The 19,568-nt window shown below is 39.7% G+C and carries 26 protein-coding genes, 2 tRNA genes and 1 pseudogene; 9 read left to right on the forward strand and 20 right to left on the reverse strand.

The annotated features are described in order from the left end of the window. The first annotated feature begins 173 nt into the window (after positions 1-173). Complete coding sequence (locus ACWYN3_RS32000; protein WP_456217889.1) at positions 174-995, forward strand: bifunctional helix-turn-helix transcriptional regulator/GNAT family N-acetyltransferase; 822 nt, start codon at positions 174-176, stop codon at positions 993-995. Beyond that, a complete protein-coding gene (locus ACWYN3_RS32005) occupies positions 889-1,137 on the forward strand; it encodes a GNAT family N-acetyltransferase (RefSeq protein ID WP_456217890.1) in 249 nt (82 codons plus the stop codon). The genes ACWYN3_RS32000 and ACWYN3_RS32005 overlap by 107 nt, the downstream gene beginning before the upstream one ends. On the opposite strand, the gene ACWYN3_RS32010 is transcribed toward ACWYN3_RS32005, so the two are convergent. Genes ACWYN3_RS32010 through ACWYN3_RS32050 form a run of 9 tightly spaced genes read right to left on the reverse strand, consistent with a single transcriptional unit; the run spans position 1,134 to position 7,207 of the window. Further along, on the reverse strand, positions 1,134-2,441 hold the full coding sequence (locus tag ACWYN3_RS32010) for a DUF58 domain-containing protein (protein WP_456223232.1): 1,308 nt from the start codon (positions 2,439-2,441) through the stop codon (positions 1,134-1,136). The two genes, ACWYN3_RS32005 and ACWYN3_RS32010, sit on opposite strands and share 4 nt — an antisense overlap. Positions 2,442-2,490: 49 nt before the next feature. Further along, positions 2,491-2,982: an AAA family ATPase gene (locus tag ACWYN3_RS32015; protein ID WP_456217891.1), complete on the reverse strand. Its 492-nt coding sequence runs from the start codon at positions 2,980-2,982 to the stop codon at positions 2,491-2,493. Continuing rightward, on the reverse strand, positions 2,918-3,421 hold the full coding sequence (locus ACWYN3_RS32020; RefSeq protein ID WP_456223233.1) for an AAA family ATPase: 504 nt from the start codon (positions 3,419-3,421) through the stop codon (positions 2,918-2,920). The genes ACWYN3_RS32015 and ACWYN3_RS32020 overlap by 65 nt, the downstream gene beginning before the upstream one ends. A gap of 49 nt (positions 3,422-3,470) precedes the next feature. Next, entirely contained in the window at positions 3,471-4,454 is a 984-nt protein-coding gene (locus ACWYN3_RS32025; protein ID WP_456223234.1) for a DUF4350 domain-containing protein, read from the reverse strand. After that, entirely contained in the window at positions 4,433-4,639 is a 207-nt protein-coding gene (locus ACWYN3_RS32030) for a hypothetical protein (RefSeq protein ID WP_456217892.1), read from the reverse strand. The genes ACWYN3_RS32025 and ACWYN3_RS32030 overlap by 22 nt, the downstream gene beginning before the upstream one ends. A 5-nt stretch (positions 4,640-4,644) precedes the next feature. Continuing rightward, positions 4,645-5,376 (reverse strand): DUF4129 domain-containing protein, encoded by a 732-nt coding sequence (locus tag ACWYN3_RS32035; RefSeq protein ID WP_456217893.1) that lies wholly within the window; start codon positions 5,374-5,376, stop codon positions 4,645-4,647. Position 5,377: 1 nt separating this feature from the next. Beyond that, positions 5,378-5,848, reverse strand: a complete 471-nt coding sequence (locus ACWYN3_RS32040) for a hypothetical protein (RefSeq protein WP_456217894.1) — start codon at positions 5,846-5,848, stop codon at positions 5,378-5,380. A 56-nt stretch (positions 5,849-5,904) separates the two neighbouring features. Continuing rightward, complete coding sequence (locus tag ACWYN3_RS32045) at positions 5,905-6,255, reverse strand: hypothetical protein (protein ID WP_456217895.1); 351 nt, start codon at positions 6,253-6,255, stop codon at positions 5,905-5,907. Next, positions 6,248-7,207, reverse strand: coding sequence for a stage II sporulation protein M (locus tag ACWYN3_RS32050; protein WP_456217896.1), 960 nt, complete (start codon positions 7,205-7,207; stop codon positions 6,248-6,250). The genes ACWYN3_RS32045 and ACWYN3_RS32050 overlap by 8 nt, the downstream gene beginning before the upstream one ends. Before the next feature lie 84 nt (positions 7,208-7,291). Here ACWYN3_RS32050 and ACWYN3_RS32055 point away from each other — a divergent pair, with 84 nt between their 5' ends. Together ACWYN3_RS32055 and ACWYN3_RS32060 are read left to right on the forward strand one after the other, a co-directional pair. Beyond that, a complete protein-coding gene (locus ACWYN3_RS32055; RefSeq protein ID WP_456217897.1) occupies positions 7,292-7,474 on the forward strand; it encodes a hypothetical protein in 183 nt (60 codons plus the stop codon). Beyond that, positions 7,474-8,025, forward strand: a complete 552-nt coding sequence (locus ACWYN3_RS32060; protein ID WP_456217898.1) for an RDD family protein — start codon at positions 7,474-7,476, stop codon at positions 8,023-8,025. The genes ACWYN3_RS32055 and ACWYN3_RS32060 overlap by 1 nt, the downstream gene beginning before the upstream one ends. A 44-nt stretch (positions 8,026-8,069) precedes the next feature. Here ACWYN3_RS32060 and ACWYN3_RS32065 read toward each other — a convergent pair whose 3' ends face one another. The 5 genes from ACWYN3_RS32065 to ACWYN3_RS32085 are packed head-to-tail and all read right to left on the reverse strand — an operon-like array spanning position 8,070 to position 12,717. Further along, complete coding sequence (locus ACWYN3_RS32065) at positions 8,070-8,987, reverse strand: PorP/SprF family type IX secretion system membrane protein (RefSeq protein WP_456217899.1); 918 nt, start codon at positions 8,985-8,987, stop codon at positions 8,070-8,072. A 12-nt stretch (positions 8,988-8,999) separates the two neighbouring features. Then, positions 9,000-9,887, reverse strand: coding sequence for a gliding motility-associated C-terminal domain-containing protein (locus ACWYN3_RS32070; protein ID WP_456217900.1), 888 nt, complete (start codon positions 9,885-9,887; stop codon positions 9,000-9,002). Beyond that, positions 9,871-11,424: an MBG domain-containing protein gene (locus ACWYN3_RS32075; RefSeq protein ID WP_456217901.1), complete on the reverse strand. Its 1,554-nt coding sequence runs from the start codon at positions 11,422-11,424 to the stop codon at positions 9,871-9,873. The genes ACWYN3_RS32070 and ACWYN3_RS32075 overlap by 17 nt, the downstream gene beginning before the upstream one ends. 38 nt (positions 11,425-11,462) lie before the next feature. Beyond that, positions 11,463-11,897 (reverse strand): hypothetical protein, encoded by a 435-nt coding sequence (locus tag ACWYN3_RS32080; protein ID WP_456217902.1) that lies wholly within the window; start codon positions 11,895-11,897, stop codon positions 11,463-11,465. A gap of 46 nt (positions 11,898-11,943) precedes the next feature. Further along, on the reverse strand, positions 11,944-12,717 hold the full coding sequence (locus tag ACWYN3_RS32085; RefSeq protein WP_456217903.1) for a hypothetical protein: 774 nt from the start codon (positions 12,715-12,717) through the stop codon (positions 11,944-11,946). A gap of 61 nt (positions 12,718-12,778) precedes the next feature. Here ACWYN3_RS32085 and ACWYN3_RS32090 point away from each other — a divergent pair, with 61 nt between their 5' ends. Then, the gene (locus ACWYN3_RS32090; protein ID WP_456217904.1) at positions 12,779-12,922 is read left to right on the forward strand and encodes a hypothetical protein; all 144 of its coding nucleotides are present in this window, start codon (positions 12,779-12,781) and stop codon (positions 12,920-12,922) included. Between the two features lie 7 nt (positions 12,923-12,929). Here the strand turns inward: ACWYN3_RS32090 and ACWYN3_RS32095 are convergent, their stop codons facing one another. Both ACWYN3_RS32095 and ACWYN3_RS32100 read right to left on the reverse strand, forming a co-directional pair. After that, positions 12,930-13,775: a lamin tail domain-containing protein gene (locus tag ACWYN3_RS32095; protein ID WP_456217905.1), complete on the reverse strand. Its 846-nt coding sequence runs from the start codon at positions 13,773-13,775 to the stop codon at positions 12,930-12,932. Positions 13,776-13,965: 190 nt separating this feature from the next. After that, entirely contained in the window at positions 13,966-14,469 is a 504-nt protein-coding gene (locus tag ACWYN3_RS32100; RefSeq protein WP_456217906.1) for a hypothetical protein, read from the reverse strand. A 62-nt stretch (positions 14,470-14,531) separates the two neighbouring features. Between ACWYN3_RS32100 and ACWYN3_RS32105 the strand changes: the two genes are divergently transcribed. After that, entirely contained in the window at positions 14,532-14,699 is a 168-nt protein-coding gene (locus ACWYN3_RS32105) for a hypothetical protein (protein ID WP_456217907.1), read from the forward strand. Positions 14,700-14,930: 231 nt separating this feature from the next. On the opposite strand, the gene ACWYN3_RS32110 is transcribed toward ACWYN3_RS32105, so the two are convergent. The 4 genes from ACWYN3_RS32110 to ACWYN3_RS32125 all read right to left on the reverse strand — a co-directional run bounded on the left by ACWYN3_RS32110 (position 14,931) and on the right by ACWYN3_RS32125 (position 16,342). Then, positions 14,931-15,005, reverse strand: a tRNA-Val gene (locus ACWYN3_RS32110). A gap of 78 nt (positions 15,006-15,083) precedes the next feature. Beyond that, positions 15,084-15,161: transfer RNA gene (locus tag ACWYN3_RS32115), tRNA-Val, on the reverse strand. Positions 15,162-15,265: 104 nt separating this feature from the next. After that, positions 15,266-15,970: a DNA repair protein RecO gene (recO, locus tag ACWYN3_RS32120; RefSeq protein ID WP_456223235.1), complete on the reverse strand. Its 705-nt coding sequence runs from the start codon at positions 15,968-15,970 to the stop codon at positions 15,266-15,268. Between the two features lie 24 nt (positions 15,971-15,994). Beyond that, complete coding sequence (locus tag ACWYN3_RS32125; protein ID WP_456217908.1) at positions 15,995-16,342, reverse strand: diacylglycerol kinase family protein; 348 nt, start codon at positions 16,340-16,342, stop codon at positions 15,995-15,997. Positions 16,343-16,539: 197 nt separating this feature from the next. Here ACWYN3_RS32125 and ACWYN3_RS32130 point away from each other — a divergent pair, with 197 nt between their 5' ends. From ACWYN3_RS32130 to ACWYN3_RS32140, 3 genes and pseudogenes are all read left to right on the forward strand, one after another. Next, entirely contained in the window at positions 16,540-17,553 is a 1,014-nt protein-coding gene (locus ACWYN3_RS32130) for an MFS transporter (protein WP_456217909.1), read from the forward strand. Positions 17,554-17,615: 62 nt separating this feature from the next. Then, positions 17,616-17,960 (forward strand): hypothetical protein, encoded by a 345-nt coding sequence (locus ACWYN3_RS32135; protein WP_456217910.1) that lies wholly within the window; start codon positions 17,616-17,618, stop codon positions 17,958-17,960. A gap of 304 nt (positions 17,961-18,264) precedes the next feature. Then, positions 18,265-19,556, forward strand: a pseudogene (locus tag ACWYN3_RS32140) (alkaline phosphatase). Positions 19,557-19,568 lie beyond the last annotated feature (12 nt).

Raw genomic sequence — 19,568 nt, forward strand, 5'->3', positions numbered from 1 at the left:
AATATTTAATTTTACTGCTATAAATTTCTGATAAATTCTATTGGTTAACTGTGATAATCATCACGTTATGGTATGATATTCATCATCATGAAAATATTTTTAGTACTAAATATTGGGAATAATAAAAATACTTGCTATATTTACGTAATCGGTTACGTAAATAAGTGTATATAATGGAATTCTTCAATCAGGTAGGTAAAAAAGCAATAGGAAGCAGACTGCGGATGTTAACCGAAAAAATAACAGAAGATGCGGCTCAGATTTATAAATTCTATGATATTGATATGCAGCCCAAATGGTTTCCTGTTTTTTATGTGCTTTCACAGGGGGAAGCAATGACTATTACAGCTATAGCCAAGGAGATTGGCCATTCTCATCCTTCGGTAAGTAAAATTATTGGAGAAATGGTAAAAAAGGGTTTGGTCGACGAAAAGAAAGATGAAGCTGACGGCCGTAGAAATATGGTTAGCCTTTCAGCAAAGGGGGATGAAATAACTGTAAAAATACAACATCAGTATGCTGATTTGGATAAGGCAGTGGCCGATATAGCTTCACAGTCCAGGAATGACCTTTGGAAAGCGATGGAAGAGTGGGAGTTCTTATTAGGGCAGAAAACACTTTTACGCCGGGTACAGGAAATTAAAAAAGAGAGAGAAAGCAAAGAAGTAAGCATTGTAAATTACATACCGGCTTATCAGCAGGCATTCAGGGCTTTGAATGAGCAGTGGATATCGAACTGGTTTAAAATGGAGCAGGCAGACTATAATGCGCTTGACGATCCTCAGGGTTATATTCTGGATAAAGGTGGCTATATACTGGTAGCCGTATATGAAGGTGAACCTGTTGGGGTTTGTGCCCTGATCAAAATGGATGATCCGGACTACGATTATGAGCTGGCTAAAATGGCTGTATCCCCGGCAGTACAAGGAAAAAGTATTGGCTGGTTACTGGGCAGTGCGATCGATCGCTCAGAAAGCAAAAGAACTGGGGGCTAAGAAAATATATCTGGAAAGTAATACGATTCTGAAACCCGCAATTAATTTGTACCATAAGTTAGGGTTTGTTAAAGTCGCCGGACGTATTACTCCATATGAACGTTGTAATATTCAAATGGAACTCAAGCTGAGCAAGGATTAGATTTTTTGCTGCGCCTTTATCGCCAGATACCGGTTAACCACGTTGATGGTTAACTTTTCTGGTGGGGTAAGGATACTCAGAATACCATGTTTGGCCAGTTCTTTGACCATTAACCTCTTTTCATAGACAAATTTCTCAGCGATAGTTTTAATGTAAATACCCTCAACATTCTGTGCGGGTATTTCACTCATCGATTTGACCTCAGTATTCTCAAAAAAGACGATCATTAATAAATGAAACTTAGCAATATGCTTTAAAAACGGAAGCTGTCTGTGTAATGCAGACATGCTTTCATAATTAGTGAAAAAGAGCAGTAAACTGCGTTGTTTGATGACCCTGCGAACTGCCAGATTCAACGCCTCAATATTGCTTTCCAGATACTGCGTCTTTTCTTTATATAAAACCTCCATTATTTTGCCAAGCTGACCGGGTCTGCGATCTGCTGGTACTATGCTTCCTATCTTTTCTGATAATGTGATTAATCCTGCTTTATCATCTTTTAACAAGGCTACATTAGAAAGTACTAAACTTGCATTGATTGCATAATCCATTAGACTTAATCCCTCAAAAGGCATTTTCATAGCCCTGGATTTATCGATGATGCAATAGATATGCTGTGCTTTCTCATCTACAAAAGAATTAACCATGAGCTCACCTTTTCTGGCTGTTGCTTTCCAGTTCACTGTACGGTAATCATCACCCTGTACATAGTTTTTAACCTGGTCAAATTCCATGCTATGGCCAATACGCCTGATTTTTTTGATTCCCATCTCAGTCAGTCTGTTTGATATGGCCATCAATTCATATTTACGCAGCTGGAGAAAGGAAGGGTAAACAGGTACGGTGTTTTCTTTTCCGAAATTGAATCTCCTGGAAATCAGTCCAATTGGCGATTTTACATACAAACGGGTCTGGCCAAATACATATTCACCTCTTTTTGTTGGTCTCAGTGTATAAGTGATAGTCTTATGTTCACCTGCTTTTAAAGTGCTTTTGAACCATAGATCTCTTTTTTGAAACTGGAAGGGGATTTCATCTATAATTCCGATATCGACCGGGAAGGTAAAAAAAAAACTCTCCACATAAATATGAAGCTCATTGTCATCTCCATTACTTAGTCTTTCCGGAAGGTCGCGACGAAGAAAGATACCTTTAGTCCTGAATAATAATCCCAGATCGATAAAGATCAGTAAAATCAATACGCCAAAGCAGATATAAGGCAGGTCACCCAGCCAGGGCAGGAAAAATGTAAACAGAAATAAACTTACACATAAGCCTAAACTGGCAAACAGTCTTCTACCCAGAAAAAGGTCTTTATAAAATGGTGAACAAGTCTTTCAATCTCTTGGTGATTTATCTTGGGATCTCTATTTTTTGAATGATCTGAGCTACAATGTCAACGGTGGTTAACCCTTCCATTTCTTTATCAGGACTAAGCATAATCCGGTGTGCAAGTACTGGTGCAGCTACTTTAATAATATCTTCTGGAGTCACAAAATCACGTCCCTGCATTGCAGCAATAGCTTTTGCGCCATTGATGATGGCTAAAGAAGCACGGGGAGAGGCACCCAGGTAAAGTGATTTGTTATTACGTGTTTCATGTACAATCTTTGCCGCATATTCAATTAATTTAGGCTCAACATGTAATGCTTTAATCATTGCCCGGCAGGTCTTGATCTGATCGATACTTAAAACGGGTTTAATCTCTTTTAGTTCATCTTCAAGTTTATGCTGATGCTGTCCGGATAAGATCATTATCTCTTCTTCAAGTGTAGGATATTTAATCTCTATCTTGAATAAAAACCTGTCTAACTGAGCTTCTTGGCAATCTGTAAGTTCCTTCATGTTCAATTGGGTTTTGTGTTGCAAGTACCATGAAAGGCTCATCCATCGGGTAGGTATGGCCATCAACAGTAATCTGTCGCTCTTCCATAACTTCGAATAATGCAGATTGTGTTTTTGCAGGTGCCCGGTTAATCTCATCAATTAATATAATATTACCGAAAACCGGACCTTTTCTATACTCGAAGGATGCTGATCTGGGATCAAAAACAGACGTCCCTAAAACATCAGATGGCATCAGGTCAGGTGTAAACTGAATTCTTGAAAAGACAGCATTTATGCTTTTTGCTATTAATTTAGCGCTTAATGTTTTAGCGACTCCTGGAACACCTTCCAGTAAAAGGTGGCCATCGGCCAGAATGCCTGCAATCAGAAATTCAATAGTATCTTTTTGACCTACAATGATATGACCAATTGATTCTCTGATTTGCTCTACGGCCAGATTAAGCTGGGTGAGGTCGGTTCTTTGATTAGATAGATTTCAGCTTCCATTATTTCGCTTGATTATAAAATTTCTCTATGAGTTTGTTCAGTTCTATGAGAAGGTTGTCGGTAACTTTATTACCATTTTGAATCCCATTGATTAAGATAAATAATTTTCTGACGGTTTCTTCCTGTGCGCCCGAAATCAGGATTAGAGCAGATATCAGTTCTTCGTCTGTTTTTAAAGTTTTCAGACGATAAGTTAATCTGATAAATTCCAGAAAATAATTGATCTTCTTTTGTGCGATATCACTGTTGTCACGCTCCTGATAGTATACCTTTCCGACAACCTTTACAAAATCGGCAGAAGAGTTTTTTAAAGGCAGTAAAACAGGGATAATCCGCTGTCTGCGTTTGATTTCATAAATGACAAAAACCAGCAGGCCAATTAGCGAGATATAATAGGCCCAGCGCAGCTGACCGTATTTGAGGAATACTCTGAGTAAAGATTCATTATTGGAGGTTCCCCTGGTGCTATGTTCATCCCATATCAGCGTTTCAGTTTTTTGAAGATAAGAAAGGGCTTTAGATGCGTAGTCTGCGCCCGCAGGATTTAGCAAACTATAATTAGTTAATAACTGCGGATTTGGCAAAATGTACAATGCCCCTTTACCAAAAGTATATTTTACAAAATTGATATCGCCTTTTCCATTTTTTCCAAGTACAGTACAGCGTGAAGAGTCAACACTGGTGAAATACTGATCTCCGATACCTTTTTCAAAGACATAACCGTTTTTTGATTTGAGAGCAGGGTTGACAAAGTAGACAGGTTCAGATCGTAGCTTAGGTGCGAAATTGTTGTTTACCTCTAGCTTCAGGGTGTCATTAAGTAGTTTTCCGAGATCGAACGCTGCAATAAATACCTGGTTCCCGCGGTTCATAAATTTCACAAGCTCCTGGTAATCCAGTTTATCAAAATTAAGGCTGCTCGCTATAAAAAGATAAGCAGTGTTTTTATAGTTATGATCTTTCAGCGTATTATATACAGGCAGCTTTGATTTTTTATAATCGCCTCCGGAAAGACAGCTGTCTTCTCGTGGTCTAAGATATAAAGGCCATAAGGGATCTTATCTTCCTTTAAATAACTTGGAGACCAGTCAGTTGGTTTAGGCTTATAATATTGTGCAGCCAGGTACAAGATTAATGCTGTGGCACTGCCGATAAGATATAATTTCATACCCTTCATCGTGTTTCAGTATTAAACTGGTCATAATTATTTTTCACCTGTTTGAAGTTCTCTTTATCAATAAAGAATTCTCCATACCATATGTATTCAAACTGCGTAGTAAGCTGACTGAATTGTTCTCTTTTATGCGGATCGGCAATCTCTTTGATATAAGTTTGATTAGTTTTCTCCGGTTGCCAGTTTATCAGATTGTTGTTGTTTAATGTCTTCAGTGAGCGCAAATACATCAATCTAACTGCAAGTCTGTAATTTGCGCTCATGATTGCTTTATCTATTTCCGTTTTGAAATCTATTTCATGGATATTATCAGAAGATTCAGCATAAGGAACAGTTATTGTTTTCGATTTTCCACTAAATAGCTTGAAGTCAACGCCGGTGAATTTAATGACGATAAAAACAATTAATGCGATGAAGGCGGCAATAATAATATACCTGAACATACTGGCCGAATAGTTTGCTGTAGCAATACCCCTGAATTGTCTCCAGAACCAGGCCCAGAATTTATCCCATAAACTACTATCTATAGGTAGTGTCTGATTATATCTGAATTCTGGCTGCTGTTTATAGATGTTGATTTTTTGCGTATCAAAGTGTCTGAGCTGTAGTTTGCTGCTGTCACTTTTGAGTTGTTTGGCTTTTACTTTTATAGGCACAGCCTGATCAGCAAGAACAGGGAAAGACTGTACTGTTAAAAACAAAAACAGGAAAGTGAACAGATATTTAAACATACTAGTATTCTTCTTTGCTCTGGAAGGGGTTTTCATTCTGACCCATTTTCTGAATGCGATCCATCAGACCACTGCTGCTTTGACGTTCAGACAAATTAAAATAACAAAGAGATATACCTATAATTGGTATAATCATAAAAATCTTGCAGAGTTCCTGCAGAATTGCAGAAAAAATGATGACCCCATCACTCAATCCCTTAAAGCCTCCGGTTAGTGAGCTGACCATAACCATAATAGTAGCTGGCAAAGAGGCGAAAGCAGAAGTTGCATAGGTAATGACCCACAGGATAAGTATGGTCGCTGCGGTAGTCCACCACTGTTCTTTCAATAGCTTGAAAGATTTGCTGAATGAATAGCTCAGGCTGGCATTTTCAAAAATCATAATTGGAAGCATCAGCGAGATCGCAGGAAACATATAAAAACCCGGAATAAGGCACATTGAAAAACTAATGATCATCAATAAACTTAACACCAGTCCACTGCCAAATACCCGCAGGAAATAATATTTAAAATATCCCCAGACTTCATCTACTGTAGGTGCTGTGTTCCCCTTTTTTCTATATATATAGCTATAAAACTCAGGATTGAAACATTTAATGCAGCATAGCTTACTGTTGCAATTAAGGCTACGAAAAAATAGCTGATAGAAGCATAGCCTGCAAGTCTGCCGAAGGTATCCCTGGGATCAATATTTCTCCATGCTCTTTGCATACCAGTCTGCTGTAGAATTGAGGCAACTATTCCAGCCAGGATAAATATCCCGCAAAAATAAACGAATACTTTAAGTAAAGCCCTAAAGTTCTCTTTAGAGAACCGGATGGTATCATTAATTATTTCTCCAAACTCTCTGAGTTTTTTGAATTCTACTTTTTCAGACATTTTTATTGAGTTGATTACGTTTTGAAAGAATTGATGGATAGATGATGACGTACCAGATGATAAAGATCAGGGATGCTCCAAGTATACTTATACTTAACCATACAGGCATTTCTGTATGGCGGGTAATAAAGCCTTCAAAAAAGGCAGCGACTAATATAACCGGTATGATACCCACTGCGATCTTGGTCCCATCTTTAGCACTTTGTTTAAAAGCCTGGAAACGGGTATATGTTTTCGGGAAAAGAAGACCATGGCCCAGTACCAGTCCCGCAGCTCCGGCTATAATGATTGCAGAAATCTCTAAGGTACCATGAATCCAGATGACCAGGATGGATTCTATACCCAATCCTTTACTGAAAAAATAATATTCAAATGATCCCAGCATAATCCCGTTTTGCAGCAAGTGATAAATCGGGCCGATGGATAAAAATATGCCACTTACAAACATCATTAGAGATACATAGGTGTTATTTGCTGCAATGGAGAAAAACATCGGGAGTTCAGAACTCTTTTTATATACGCCAAAAGGATCACCTTTGGTAATGTTTTCATTGGTCATATTTACATAACTGTCTCCCAGGATTAGCCTGATGAAATTATCATCATATTTTGCTGAAAGTGCACCTATTGATGCCGAAATTGTAAAAAACAAAAAGGCGTATAAGATTTGCTGACGATAAGTATGAAAAAGCACAGGCAATTCAAACTTCCAGAAATTGATAAACCTGTTTTTATCTTCCTTTTTATTCTTGTAAATTGACTGATGCAGGGTTGAAGCTAGACCATTCAGATAGGCTGTGGTTTTAGATTTGGAGTAAAAGGTTTTGGCGTAAGAAAGATCGTTGGTGATGTCAATGAAGCGGTCTGCAACCTCATCCGGGCTTGTTGCGGGTGAGCGTTCATAGGCCTTCCATTTCTCAGAATTCTGTTTAACGAACAATGCCTCCCTCATATCGAATCTAATTTTCTGTTAAAATACTGACAAAAAGTGATTTTGCAAAAAAAAAATTAAATATCAATATTATATTTGAACTTAATGGAAACAATAAAGGTAAATACCAGCCAGCACGTAGATATAGACTATCCGGTTGCAGGATTGGGCGAACGTATAGCAGCAAGAATGATAGATTTTGGTCTGCTGATCGCAGTACTTTTATTATTTTTCTTATTTGCAGGACTGGTCTCAGATCCAAAGACGAATGTCTTTTTATCGGGCTGATGATTATCTATGCTGTGGCTTATGTTTTTTATCATCTGATTTGTGAGATTTTTTTCAATGGTCAGAGTCCGGGAAAAAAAAAATTAATGAAGATAAAGGTCATCAGCCTAGATGGCGGTCAGGCAAGTATAGGTCAGTATTTTATTCGCTGGTTATTCAGGCTGGTAGACTTTTGGCTATCAGGACAGGTGGGAGGGTTGTTGTGCATCACGCTATCTGAACGTAAACAGCGGATTGGAGATTTGGTGGCGGGAACTACTGTGATTAAGACTGTAGGACGTACCACGCTTGAACAAATTGCTTTTGAACCTGTAGAAGAAGAATATATTCCTGTTTTTACCAATGTGCATCAATTGAACGATCAGGATATGGAACTGATCCATGAAGTACTGACTACCTATTATAAGACAGCACACTATGAGCTTATTTATGCAATGGCTGATAAAATCAAGATGCGTCTTGGGGTAAGCTTACCAGCAGGAATGCATGAACTTGCTTTTTTGAATACGATAGTTAAGGATTATAACCAGGTAACTTCTGTAGCGCAATAAACCTGGCTGAATAAATACCCAGCCAGGTCATCACATTAAAATGTTTATTTCTTTCCTATATTAAAGCGAAGGTTAATCTCAAAATCACCACCGGTATAACCTTTTAATGCGGAGGTTGCAGTGTTGTAATAGGCCATAATGTATAAACTCTTCATGTAATTTATACCAAATCCGACTGTGGCATTTTCTGTACTGTGATACATACCCATAACAGTTAATTTATCATCTGCAAAATTGGCATTTACACCTGCGTCCCATAGGTTTTTGTAGTTCCTGATACCTCTGAACACACCTTTAGGTTCCAGATTGACGCCGTCCATACCGTTGCCAAATGCAAGCCTATAGCTGATCGCAGTGTAGAATGTAGGTTTATCGGCATAATTTATATCATCCTTTCTTAAAACTGACCGCATATTAGGCAATGTAGCCTCGATATTTAGTCCGTTAGAAGTATAGGATGCGCCGAAATCTCCATCGAAATAATAACCTCTGTCATTAAAGCGGGCTATCGATGGATCATTGCTGTCACTGTTATGTACGCTGCTCATATCAAACCTTTCTCTGCTTGTTCCAAAGGAAATACCAAAATTCAGTTTCCGGTCGTCATCATTTAATGGTAAGTGATAAGCAAAGGTGGCCATCGCTTTGGTGATCTGTATGCCTCCGGATTTTTCATTGTACACGTTAATACCCAGGCCAACTTTGTCTAGCTGCTGATCTAAGGTAATGCCTTGGGTAAGTGGTGCACCAGGAATATCAGACCATTGTTTTCGTAGACTGGCATTGATATTTAAACCGCTGCCGATCCCCGCCATAGCTGGATTTGCAAAATATTTATTCTGAAAATATTGAGCATTAAGTGGTAATATCTGACTTTTTGCGGTAGTTGTAAGTAAAACGGTACCAGTAAGTAAACATCCAGTTATGCGGCTAATCTGTTTTCTATATATAATTAATCTCATGTCTGCTTAATATTAGTCTCTTAAAATATTGATATAACCTTTTAACGTTCCTAAGCCAGGGCCAAGTTCCAGGATGTAGTAATAGGTACCTTCAGTTAGCGGAAGCCCATTTACAGTACCATCCCAATCATTTGCATATGATCGTTTAGTATAAAACACGCGGCCTGCCTTATCAAATAATTTCAACGTGTTGTTTGGATAGTAATCTATGTTCTTAATCACGAACTTATCATTGATACCATCACCATTTGGTGTAACCAGGGTGCCTGCCTCCAGTTTATAATCATCAATAACAGTAATATAGATTGTCTGGTCTGAACTGCATCCGCTGATATTGGTTGCTTTAACTTTGTAGCTACCACTTTGTTTTGGTCTGATTGTTAAAACCTGATTACTTTGTCCTGCAAGTATTTCATTCCCGGTCCAGTTGTATTTTAAGCCCCCTGTTGCAGTAAGCTGTACTACTTCTCCTTTGGATATGCTTTCACCTTTATCACTAATGATTCTTATTGCCGGTAAATCATTAATAGTAACTACAGCTATTCCGTTCTGATACTGAGTCCCAAAAACGTCTGCAACACTGATCAGGGTATAGGTAAATACGCCTGAGTTATTTGTGGATACATTTAGTGTTGCGATAGCAGTGTTGGTCGTAATTGTTTTGGTACTTCCGTTCAGTGTATAAGTAAAAGTGTATGGAGCAGTTCCATTATTACCTGTAAAGGTTAGTACAGGAGATTTCTCATTTACACAAATTTGTACAGACCCGGTAAGGCTGGCAGTGGGAAGCGGGTGTACAATTACTGTTGCCGACCCTGTTTGTGTCTGACCACAGTTTGCATCACTTATACTTACCAAATTATAGACAAATGTACCTTCTGTATTAGTCGGAGCCTGCATTGTTGCTGTTGAACCAGTAACAGCAGAGATTGTTTGATTTGTTCCACCGTTGATATTGTAGGTAAAGGTGTATGGAGCTTCCGTTTGCAGCAGTAAATGTAATGACAGGTAAAACAGCATTGAGACTTGTTGATGCTGAACCCGATATACTTGCTGTGGCCAGAGGATTAACTGTAACCGTAGCCTGGCTGTTTTGAGCCTGAGCAGTATTTGCATCGCCGACCGACATCAGGTTATAAACAAATTTACCAGGCTGACTTGCCGGCGCCAGGATGCTGACTGAGTTACCAGATGTTGTTGTTGCAGTTAATGAATTACCTCCGTTAATGTTGTAAGTGAAAGTATAAGGGGCTGTTCCATTAGCACCAGTAAATATAACAGCCGCATCTGTAGAATTTAAGCATACGTTTTTTGTGCCGGAAATCGTGGCAGCAGGCAATGGGAAAACTGTAACTGTTGTGGATACATTTTGGATTTCACTGCTGTTCGCATCTGTGATTTTGGTCAGTGTGTACGTAAAGCTTCCTGCTGTAGTAGTTGGCGCTTCCAGAGTAGCCGTATTTCCTGTAGTTGTTAAAGTCTGCGCGGCACCATCATTGATCTGATATGTAAAAGTAAAGGGGCCTGTACCGGTCTTTGCTATGAAAGTAATTACGGGTGACGGTGCATTGACACTCGTTTTGATGTCTCCGCTAATATTACCTGAAGGTCTTTCGATAATCTGTAAAGCAGCAGGTGAATAACTGATCAGATAGTTTGAATCCAATGCCAGTGTTCCCTGATTGATTGTATAGCTTCCGGCAATCTCTCCTGCATCTCTGGTCAGGTTTCCTGTGAAAGCAGCGGTACCCACCAATGTTGAAGTCGTAGTATAGGTTAGTACCGGATCTGCAATACCCGTTAATTTCTGTTTAGCATCTGCTTTAACAAAAATAGACTTTGGAATTATAGTCAGTATTTGCTGCCCGGTTGCATCGCTAAAGTAAGCATCTCCTTTTTGATTGACAGTAATCGTAACTTTTCCTGGTTTAAGCAACTGTATTTTACCATCTGTAACTGTGGCTTTATTTGTGTCACTGCTGGTATATGTAAGTTTAATAGCTGGATTGTCACTGCTTGCACCTATTTCAAGATCAGGATCACCATAAGTAGCGCTTCTTTCCGGAGCAAAAGTGATCGTTTGTGTTTTTTTAACATAGCTATCATCGCGGTTATACCAGATTGGTGAAGTAATGATCCTGCTCCCGTCTGTTTCAATGATATCGGCATAATAGTAACCCGTTGTCAGGTTGGCTAAATCATTATGCGTAAAGTTTAAGGTTCCTGTAGAACTGCTTGTAATCTGGATAGGAGTAGTCCCGCTGCCTGGCGTACCGTAAAGTAGTTTTATACTGGAAACAGGGCTGGTTGTTGCTGTATTCAAAGAGATATCCGGGACACCTGCTCCGGTAAATATACTGCCAACAGGCTCTTTATTAACCAGGAATGTGACTTTTGCTGCTGAATCTTCAGAAGCGTAAAAACGCATTTTCTTCATTGCATCAAGCAAATCATTCTCTGTAAGTGCTGGTGCTGCTAAACAACTAGCCTTGCCCGTGTATGACGGCCAAAAGTCATGTTATGGTTATCGTGGTCTATTGTTGCACCAAGATGATAACCTCTGGCAAGCATCCGGTTATAGTAACTCAGATAACTCATCGAACTTGCCGGATCCGAATAAGTGAGGTTGGTAGAAAAAGCAGGTCCGCTTTCTAAAGCAGCCCCTACGATAGCGCTGTCAGCGCTGTTGTCGTAAGTTGAGGAAATATTATTGAAATCGGTTGTGTTGGGGTGGGCAAGGGTTGCAATAGCATTCAGACCATGGCGGTTAATGACTTTGAATAACCCTGCATTACCAGTGTAAGTGCTTTTTGGAACATAAATCTGATTCTCTCCAGGTTCCCATCCAATCAGAGAATCTATACCATAAACAATCACGTGACCACCACCACTGATTACTCCCCACTCCATACCATGAAGGGCAAGGAATGTCGATGTAGTTGCATTTTTTGCTGCATCAATACCTGGTTTCCAGTTTCAGCGACATACCTGCCTGTGTATGATTATGCTCTGAAATACCTAGAAAGTCCATTTTCATGGAGTTTTTGGCAAAAGCATAATCATCCTCTGGTTTTTTGTTTGTGTTGTCTTTATTTCCATCAGAATAACTGCTGTGACTATGCAGGTTTCCGTAATAGAAATTTAGATTGTCAGCATCCAGTACACCTGTTTTCTGAACACCGGTAAGTGGTGCTGCTATTAAATATAAGGGGCCGCCGCTGCAACTGCTGTTTACGGAGAAGATATAGAAATAATAAGTAGTGTTTTGTGCGAGTCCGCTTCTGATAAAGCTATTACCTGTACCTCTTTTAATGACAGTTCCACCGCCAATCTGATCACCGGTATTGTACATAGTCTGATTGGTTGGATTTGCTGTAAGTGAATTGCTGGTGCTCATCACGACAAGATATTCATCTGCTCCGGCAGCGGGCTGATAACTGCCCTGGATGAAATTGTAATTTGACGAGGTAACGGTAAAGTTTATCGGCTGGCTTGCTGGTGTAGCACAAACCGCTAAAGTTTTGGTGGTCACATCTGCCGTCAGGTAGTTTGTTGTCAGATATTTTGGCCCACCCGTACAGGAAACATTATTTAATGGAAATACGAAATAATAATATTTTGTAGAACTGCTCAGATTGATGTCAGTCAGGGTATTGTTCACAATGCGGCCGGAAACTATGCCTCCGCCTATTGCTGTACCCGCATTATAAACTGTTCCATCCTGAGGCAATGCAGTCAGGCTGCTGCTGGTACTGCGGATAATCAGATATTCATTCGCATCAGTTGAGGCTGTGAAGGCTGCTGTGATACTGTTTGTTGTTACTGCACTAAAAATTAAAGCAGTCGCAGCTATGGTTGGCGCTGTACATGGTGATAAATTAGGTGGGAAATGTACACCTAAGCTATTCAGGTCATCATCGTCAATAGCATTCTGAACAGTAGCTAAAGGCAGCCTTGTCCAGTCATCAGCAATAAAAGCAGGGGGCTGGGAGCAGTTACCGTTATATTTCTGACATAAGAAACATCTTTTGCATTTACACCCTGGCCAAAAGCATCAATAATATTATTGGCGGCATCCAGTATAGCTACACCATCATTTCCATTGAAATTAATGACAGCATTGTTGTTTTGAGCAGCACTGGTGGGTTTTAAATAGGGTACCTCATTCCCATTTCCTGTGTTCCCGATCAATACAGAACCCTGAGCAGGAATAATCACATTCAGATCCATCGTTTGAGAAGGGCTGGAGGTGATATTGATTGTTCCTGCATCTCCCGAAATATTATATAAAGCTAATTTGATTTGTGGAGAAGCGGTGTTTAACGGTGTATTTCCAAGATTAGTTAATTCGATCCATTTATTAACAGATGAACCTTCATAATACTGGCTGATAATAATTGGTGCACTGAGTAGCGGAGTACCGGTAGTGGTGGTGTTTAGTGTCGCAATTGTAGTCTGAAGATTCGGGGTTGTTGCTGCATCAGCAGCAGCGACAACATAAATATTATAGGCAGTTGATGCAGTAAGGCCGGCTATACTAACCGATGCCTCAGTATTTGCTGTATTGATGAAAGAACCAGCTTTGAAAGCGGGATTTCCATTTCCATCCTGGCCGGCTTTAACCTGGGCCGGAGTAGCCGGTGCCGTTCCGGTTGCCGGGATTAATATATAATAAGTTGTTCCTGCTTCATTGATGTTACTTAACAGGTTAACAGAGTTTGAAGTGATATTATTAGACTTTGGGTAAGTCGCTGTGTTTACCGGAGGAGTTAAATCACCAGCAGCCATTGTTGTTGCATTAATGGTAACGAAAGTGGATTGAAGATTTGGAGTTGTTGCGGCATCGGCCGATACTATATAAAGTTTATAAGCTGTGGAAGAACTTAAACCATTTAGTGTTAAGACTGCATCTGAATTCGCAGTATTGGCTAAGGAGCCTGATTTAAAGGCTGGGTTTGAATTTCCATCCAGACCAGATTTAATTTTGCAGTGCAGTAGTCAAAGGTGCAGTTCCTGTAGCAGGAATTAAGATGTAGTAAGTAGTTCCCGCTTCATTGATATTACTTAACAGATCAATAGAAGTTGAAGTGATATTACTGACTTTAGGATAAGTTGAAGTGTTAACTGGTGGGGTCAGGTCAGTACCCCCTCCAATATCTGTAATTGTGCCGCCTACTTTAAGTCCCTGATTTGGATCCGGTGAAAAGAACCCCCATCCGCCGGTTGTAGTTTGTCCGCTGGCAAAATAACGGAAGGTAACTGTGGTTCCTGAAGGTACATTTTGTAATGCAGTTACTCCCGAAAGGTCAATTGTGGGATATACCACGGCAGGAAGTGCACCTGTTTTTGTAATGATAGTAGGTGAACCAATCAGCGTAAAAGGGCCGCCATTCAGGCTATAGGCAAACTGATTTGAAGCACCGGCGCCGGCAAAATAAGTAGGAGTACCCTGATAGGCTGCATCTATGGTTGATAAGGACATTTTCTTGCCTTGCGCTTGCTGCGGAAAGTGCGAATTCAAAAAAGACAGGGTTTCCAGGAGCAATGGATAGATTTCCAAATTTGACCGTTCTAAATGAACTGCCACCTGCACTGGCGGCGGCAGCGGCAGACCTTATCAATACAGGAGTTGCAGACAGACCCGGATCAGAGGCTACTGCCGTAGAAGTTGTTAAGAGTCCTGGGCCCGTAAAATCCCATCGCGCGATCTGAGCAAAGATCTTTGCCGGCAGAAAAAGGCATGAATACAATAAGATTAAGAGTAGAGTTTTTTTCATATCTGAGATTTTTGTTTAGAAAACAAAAATATACGGATAAAAAGGCGCTGATGTTAGTATAACATTAATTATTGTGTTTGTGGAAAACTAAATTTAATATAGGCGTGCAGAAAATTCCTTGTAAACGAAAAAAAACCTCTCAGTATCACTGAAAGGCTTTTTGAAGTGGGAAATGAGGGGTTCGAACCCCCGACCCCCTCGGTGTAAACGAGGTGCTCTGAACCAGCTGAGCTAATTTCCCTTTGGTCTTGGTCAGTTTAGAGCCTTGACAGGCTTGGTTTAAATAAAAAACCTTCAATATATCTGAAGGTTTTTTATTTGGTGGGAAATGAGGGGTTCGAACCCCCGACCCCCTCGGTGTAAACGAGGTGCTCTGAACCAGCTGAGCTAATTTCCCTTGATCCTTCCTAACTTCGTTTTTGCTATTTGTGTAGCCTTCTTCGTTGTTGGGAGTGCAAATATACACCTCTAAACCAAAACTCCAAAACTTTTTTAATATTTTTAAGATAAGATCTCTTCCAATACCTGGTGAGATTTTATTTCTCCAAAAGAAGCGGTATGTAAGGTGTAGTATATCAGTATTTTATCAAGAACTATTCTTCTTGTTGCGTTATCTATTTTTATTTCATTTAATTTTTCAAAGGGCGTCGTGAAGAGCAGAATAAATAATTCAGCGGCAGTTTTTTCCATAAAATAAGGATGAACAGGTGTTAACGACTTGAATTCTCCTTCCTGTAAATCGAAATAACTCTGATCACTTTTCGTCTCCGTACTAGGTGCAAAACCTAAAAACCGGGATAGTTTTAATAAGAAGGCAAGATGAAAGTTTGCACTTGCCTGATCCGTTTCATCAAACCATGAAACAGCATTGAAGATATAATCAAAAATATTCTCATCCGCGTTCTGCTGGCGTATACTCTTATAAAGGACCTCATTGAGAAAAATTATAATTGTACTTTTTATAATATCATAAGGAATAGTGCGGAATACAGGAGAGGGCCGGAGTTCAGAAATACGCTGTATACTGGAGTTGGTTTTATGATAGACGACCATATCCACCAGGTGAAGAGCCTGCAACATATTCATTCTGATCTTAGCCTTTGGTTTTTTTACGCCATTAATCATATAAGACTGAATACCGAATTTAGCTGTAAAGATTTGTACAACTACACTGTTTTCACTGTATAAAGTTGTTTTTAAGACTATCCCACGGGTTTTTTGTGGAGCATATCAGATCAGTTTTGGAATAAAAATAATAGCAGCTATAATCACCGAAATAAAAGCAGCAACAATAACAGCTCCGGCGGCAACATCCTTCACCTTTCCCGCCTGTGCATTGAAATCCGGAGATACTAAATCAACCAAAAGCTCAATTGCAGTATTTAAAAGTTCGGCAACCAGGACAAGACCAATAGCCAGGACAATCCATAGCCATTCATTGCCAGATAGTTGTAAATACCATCCTGAAATTCCAACCAGCAGCGTAGCCGCCATATGGATCCTAAAGTTCATTTGCGTTTTTATGGTGTAAGCAATCCCGGATAACGCATATCCAAAACTCTTTATTAATCTTCGCATATCATGAGCTGTCAATCAAACTTACTGAATTAAATAAATATTTGGGTTTAATACCCTGTTACAATGTTATTTTTACCTAATCAACACAATTTTCCGTCTAAGAAACAGTTTATTTTCCTTTATTTGCTGATTCGATTAGAAGCCATTTAAAACGGTTCTTTCGTAGCAATTAACCAATTCAGATATTTTAATCAAACATGGAAACCATTAATCCCGTTAAAAAAAATAGTTCTATTATCCCTCTTGTTACAATGACTCTTCTTTTCTTTATGTGGGGATTTATTACCTGCATGAATGATATTTTAATTCCGCATTTAAAGGTGCAGTTTAATTTGAACTTTCAACAGTCAATGCTGGTACAATTTGCTTTTTTCGGTGCTTATTTTATCGGGTCATTAATCTACTTCCTGATTTCTTATTTTAATGGTGATCCGGTTAATAAGGTTGGTTATAAAAAAGGAATTATAGCAGGAGTACTGCTTTCTGCTGTCGGATGCTGTTTGTTCTATCCAGCGGCAACGCTATCTATTTATGGGGTCTTTCTGGCCGCCTTGTTTGTTCTGGGCTTAGGATTTACAATTTTGCAGATCACTGCAAATGCCTATGTGACCTTATTAGGGCCGGAAGGAAGAAAGTGCTTCACAAGCCGTTTAAACCTGACACAAGCTTTCAACTCATTCGGTACAACCATTGCACCAATTCTTGGCGGACACTTAATATTTACTTTGTTTCTTGAAAAAGACGGAGCAGCATCGGCAGATTCTACCCGTATTCCTTACCTGATTTTTGCAGGTATTCTAGTTTTACTAGCGGTAGTGATCAGTATGGTGAAACTTCCATCTTTCAGCAGTGAAGAGTCATCAGAGCGAGGTCTGGGTGCTTTGAAATTCCCTCAGCTTAAAATGGGGATCTTTGGGATCTTCTGTTATGTAGGGGCTGAAGTAGGTATCGGAAGTTTACTGATTGCTTTTATGGAACAGCCGGATGTAACCAACCTGACAGAAGTAGTTAGTAAAAATTATCTTGCCCTGTATTGGGGAGGAGCAATGATCGGAAGATTTTTAGGCTCGATTTCACTGAGTGAATTACCGCAGACTAAAAAGCTGATTTACATGATCCTTACAGCGGCAGCCGTATATTTGCTCTGGTATTCAGTATCGTTGATCTTACTTTTGCACAAACGAGCTTCTTTATCGTCTTTATTGTATTAAACATTATCGCTTTTGTAGTCGGTAAATCTGCTCCGGCACGTACACTGGTGATCTTTGCAGGTGTGAACATTGCATTATTGCTTCTTTCAGTTTTCAGCAAAGGCAGTATGGCCTTATACCCGATTTTAGGTATCGGTCTGTTTAACTCTATTATGTTCTCTAATATTTATACCCTGTCAATTTCCGGATTAGGAAAATATGTAAGCCAGGGATCTTCATTACTTGTTATGGCTATTTTGGGTGGTGCAATACTACCTTTAATTCAAGGTAGCATTGCCGATTCTAACGGTATTCAAAGCTCATTCATTCTGCCTGCATTATGTTATCTCTATATCCTGATTTTCGGGGTATACTGTGCTAAACGTGGTCATGGGGAGAATGAAAAGGCCGTAAGAACAAATCATTAATCGCTTTATCTAAGCTATAAACCGCCTGTTTTTAATTAAACAGGCGGTTTATGTTTTTATTAACAATATGGTAATGCCTGCTTCAAGTTAAGCGCATAGCCGAAGGATACTTTTGTCCTGTTATTAATTGAACAAGCTTAGAAATATGAACAGAAGATCATTATTAAAAGGAGGTTTGCTTGCCGGATTAGGTCTGCCTTTTTTATCGCCATCCGAATTATTAGCCCAGTCAAAGCCATTTGCTAAAAAGGCAAAGAACATTATCATACTGGTCAGCGATGGAATGAGTACAGGTACGCTGAACATGGCCGATATTTATGCAAACCGTGCCTTTGGTAAAGGAACGAACTGGATACAACTATACAAAGATTCTAAAGTTACCCGCTCACTGATGGATACCGCATCGGCAAGTTCAGTGGTTACCGATTCTGCTGCTGCGAGTTCTTCGTGGGGGGGCGGAGGGATGCGCGTGAAAAACGGATCTTTAAACGTAGGCCCGAAAGGAGAAATGCCTCAGCCAATTTTACAGAATTCAAACAAGGAGGTAAAAAGGTAGGTTGTGTGACTACTGTTCCGGTTACACATGCTACCCCGGCTGGTTTCTGCGTTAATATCGACAGCCGTGACGGGCAGGATGAAATTGCAGAAATGTACCTGAAATTGAAGTTTGATGTGATGCTGGGCGGCGGTGCTGAACATTTTAATGCCAAAAGAAAAGGCGGAAGTATTATACCCCAGTTTCTGACACAAGGGTTCCAGTTAGCTTTGAACAGGGGTGAAATGTTAAACCTTAAAAACTCCGGGCCGGTAATAGGGCTTTTTGCGGCTGATGGGTTACCTTATGAATTAGACCGTAAGAACTCCCCTGAGCTGATGAAAAGTGTGCCTTCGTTAGCTGAAATGATGAATAAAGCAATTTCGCTGATGAAAGATAATCCTAAAGGTTTCGCTCTTCAGGTAGAAGGTGGTAAGGTAGACTGGGCAGCCCATGGTAATGATACCGGTGGATTGATCTTTGATCAGCTTGCTTTTGATGAGGCTGTTGGGGCGGCTATTGCATTTGCAGAAAAAGATGGCGAAACACTCGTGATTATCACGACAGATCATGGAAATTCAAATCCAGGTTTATTTTATGGTGATAGCAATAAAGACTTTGACCGTATTCAGCAATTTAAACATAGTAATGACTGGATTTTAAATCAGCTGAACAATTCTTCGAGCGAAAAAAATGTAACCGAATTAATTGAGGCCGGAACAGGAATTGGAATTACATCCGCCGAAGCGAAACAATTACTTACACATTTCTCGGATATCATTCCTGGCGAATTATATAATGCCGCTAATCTCCCGTTTAATGAGCTGGCAAAAATCCAGGGGAAATATACACTGGTACAATGGGCTGGAATGAACCATACTGCAGACTATGTAGAACTGACTATGTTTGGCCCTGGAAGTGAGTTGTTAAAGCCGTTCATTAAGAATTACGAGCTGCATAATTTCATGTTAAACGCGGCAGAAATGTCAGCAGTTTTTTGGCTCCTGTGGTTAAATCCTAAGGTTATCTGTCAAAATCTATCAATTAACGCTTATCTTTGAGGTAAGCGTTAA

The organism is Pedobacter sp. NJ-S-72 (assembly GCF_053890575.1).

Bases quoted from the DNA above. Each gene is read 5' to 3' on its own strand.
- ACWYN3_RS32000 (WP_456217889.1), top strand. From the start codon at position 174: ATGGAATTCTTCAATCAGGTAGGTAAAAAAGCAATAGGAAGCAGACTG.
- ACWYN3_RS32005 (WP_456217890.1), top strand. From the start codon at position 889: ATGAGCTGGCTAAAATGGCTGTATCCCCGGCAGTACAAGGAAAAAGTA.
- ACWYN3_RS32015 (WP_456217891.1), bottom strand. From the start codon at position 2,982: ATGAAGGAACTTACAGATTGCCAAGAAGCTCAGTTAGACAGGTTTTTA.
- ACWYN3_RS32030 (WP_456217892.1), bottom strand. From the start codon at position 4,639: ATGAAATTATATCTTATCGGCAGTGCCACAGCATTAATCTTGTACCTG.
- ACWYN3_RS32035 (WP_456217893.1), bottom strand. From the start codon at position 5,376: ATGTTTAAATATCTGTTCACTTTCCTGTTTTTGTTTTTAACAGTACAG.
- ACWYN3_RS32045 (WP_456217895.1), bottom strand. From the start codon at position 6,255: ATGTCTGAAAAAGTAGAATTCAAAAAACTCAGAGAGTTTGGAGAAATA.
- ACWYN3_RS32050 (WP_456217896.1), bottom strand. From the start codon at position 7,207: ATGAGGGAGGCATTGTTCGTTAAACAGAATTCTGAGAAATGGAAGGCC.
- ACWYN3_RS32055 (WP_456217897.1), top strand. From the start codon at position 7,292: ATGGAAACAATAAAGGTAAATACCAGCCAGCACGTAGATATAGACTAT.
- ACWYN3_RS32060 (WP_456217898.1), top strand. From the start codon at position 7,474: ATGATTATCTATGCTGTGGCTTATGTTTTTTATCATCTGATTTGTGAG.
- ACWYN3_RS32065 (WP_456217899.1), bottom strand. From the start codon at position 8,987: ATGAGATTAATTATATATAGAAAACAGATTAGCCGCATAACTGGATGT.
- ACWYN3_RS32070 (WP_456217900.1), bottom strand. From the start codon at position 9,887: ATGCAGGCTCCGACTAATACAGAAGGTACATTTGTCTATAATTTGGTA.
- ACWYN3_RS32075 (WP_456217901.1), bottom strand. From the start codon at position 11,424: ATGAAGAAAATGCGTTTTTACGCTTCTGAAGATTCAGCAGCAAAAGTC.
- ACWYN3_RS32080 (WP_456217902.1), bottom strand. From the start codon at position 11,897: ATGGAGTGGGGAGTAATCAGTGGTGGTGGTCACGTGATTGTTTATGGT.
- ACWYN3_RS32095 (WP_456217905.1), bottom strand. From the start codon at position 13,775: ATGGCTGCTGGTGATTTAACTCCTCCGGTAAACACAGCGACTTACCCA.
- ACWYN3_RS32100 (WP_456217906.1), bottom strand. From the start codon at position 14,469: ATGTCCTTATCAACCATAGATGCAGCCTATCAGGGTACTCCTACTTAT.
- ACWYN3_RS32105 (WP_456217907.1), top strand. From the start codon at position 14,532: ATGGATAGATTTCCAAATTTGACCGTTCTAAATGAACTGCCACCTGCA.
- ACWYN3_RS32125 (WP_456217908.1), bottom strand. From the start codon at position 16,342: ATGCGAAGATTAATAAAGAGTTTTGGATATGCGTTATCCGGGATTGCT.
- ACWYN3_RS32130 (WP_456217909.1), top strand. From the start codon at position 16,540: ATGGAAACCATTAATCCCGTTAAAAAAAATAGTTCTATTATCCCTCTT.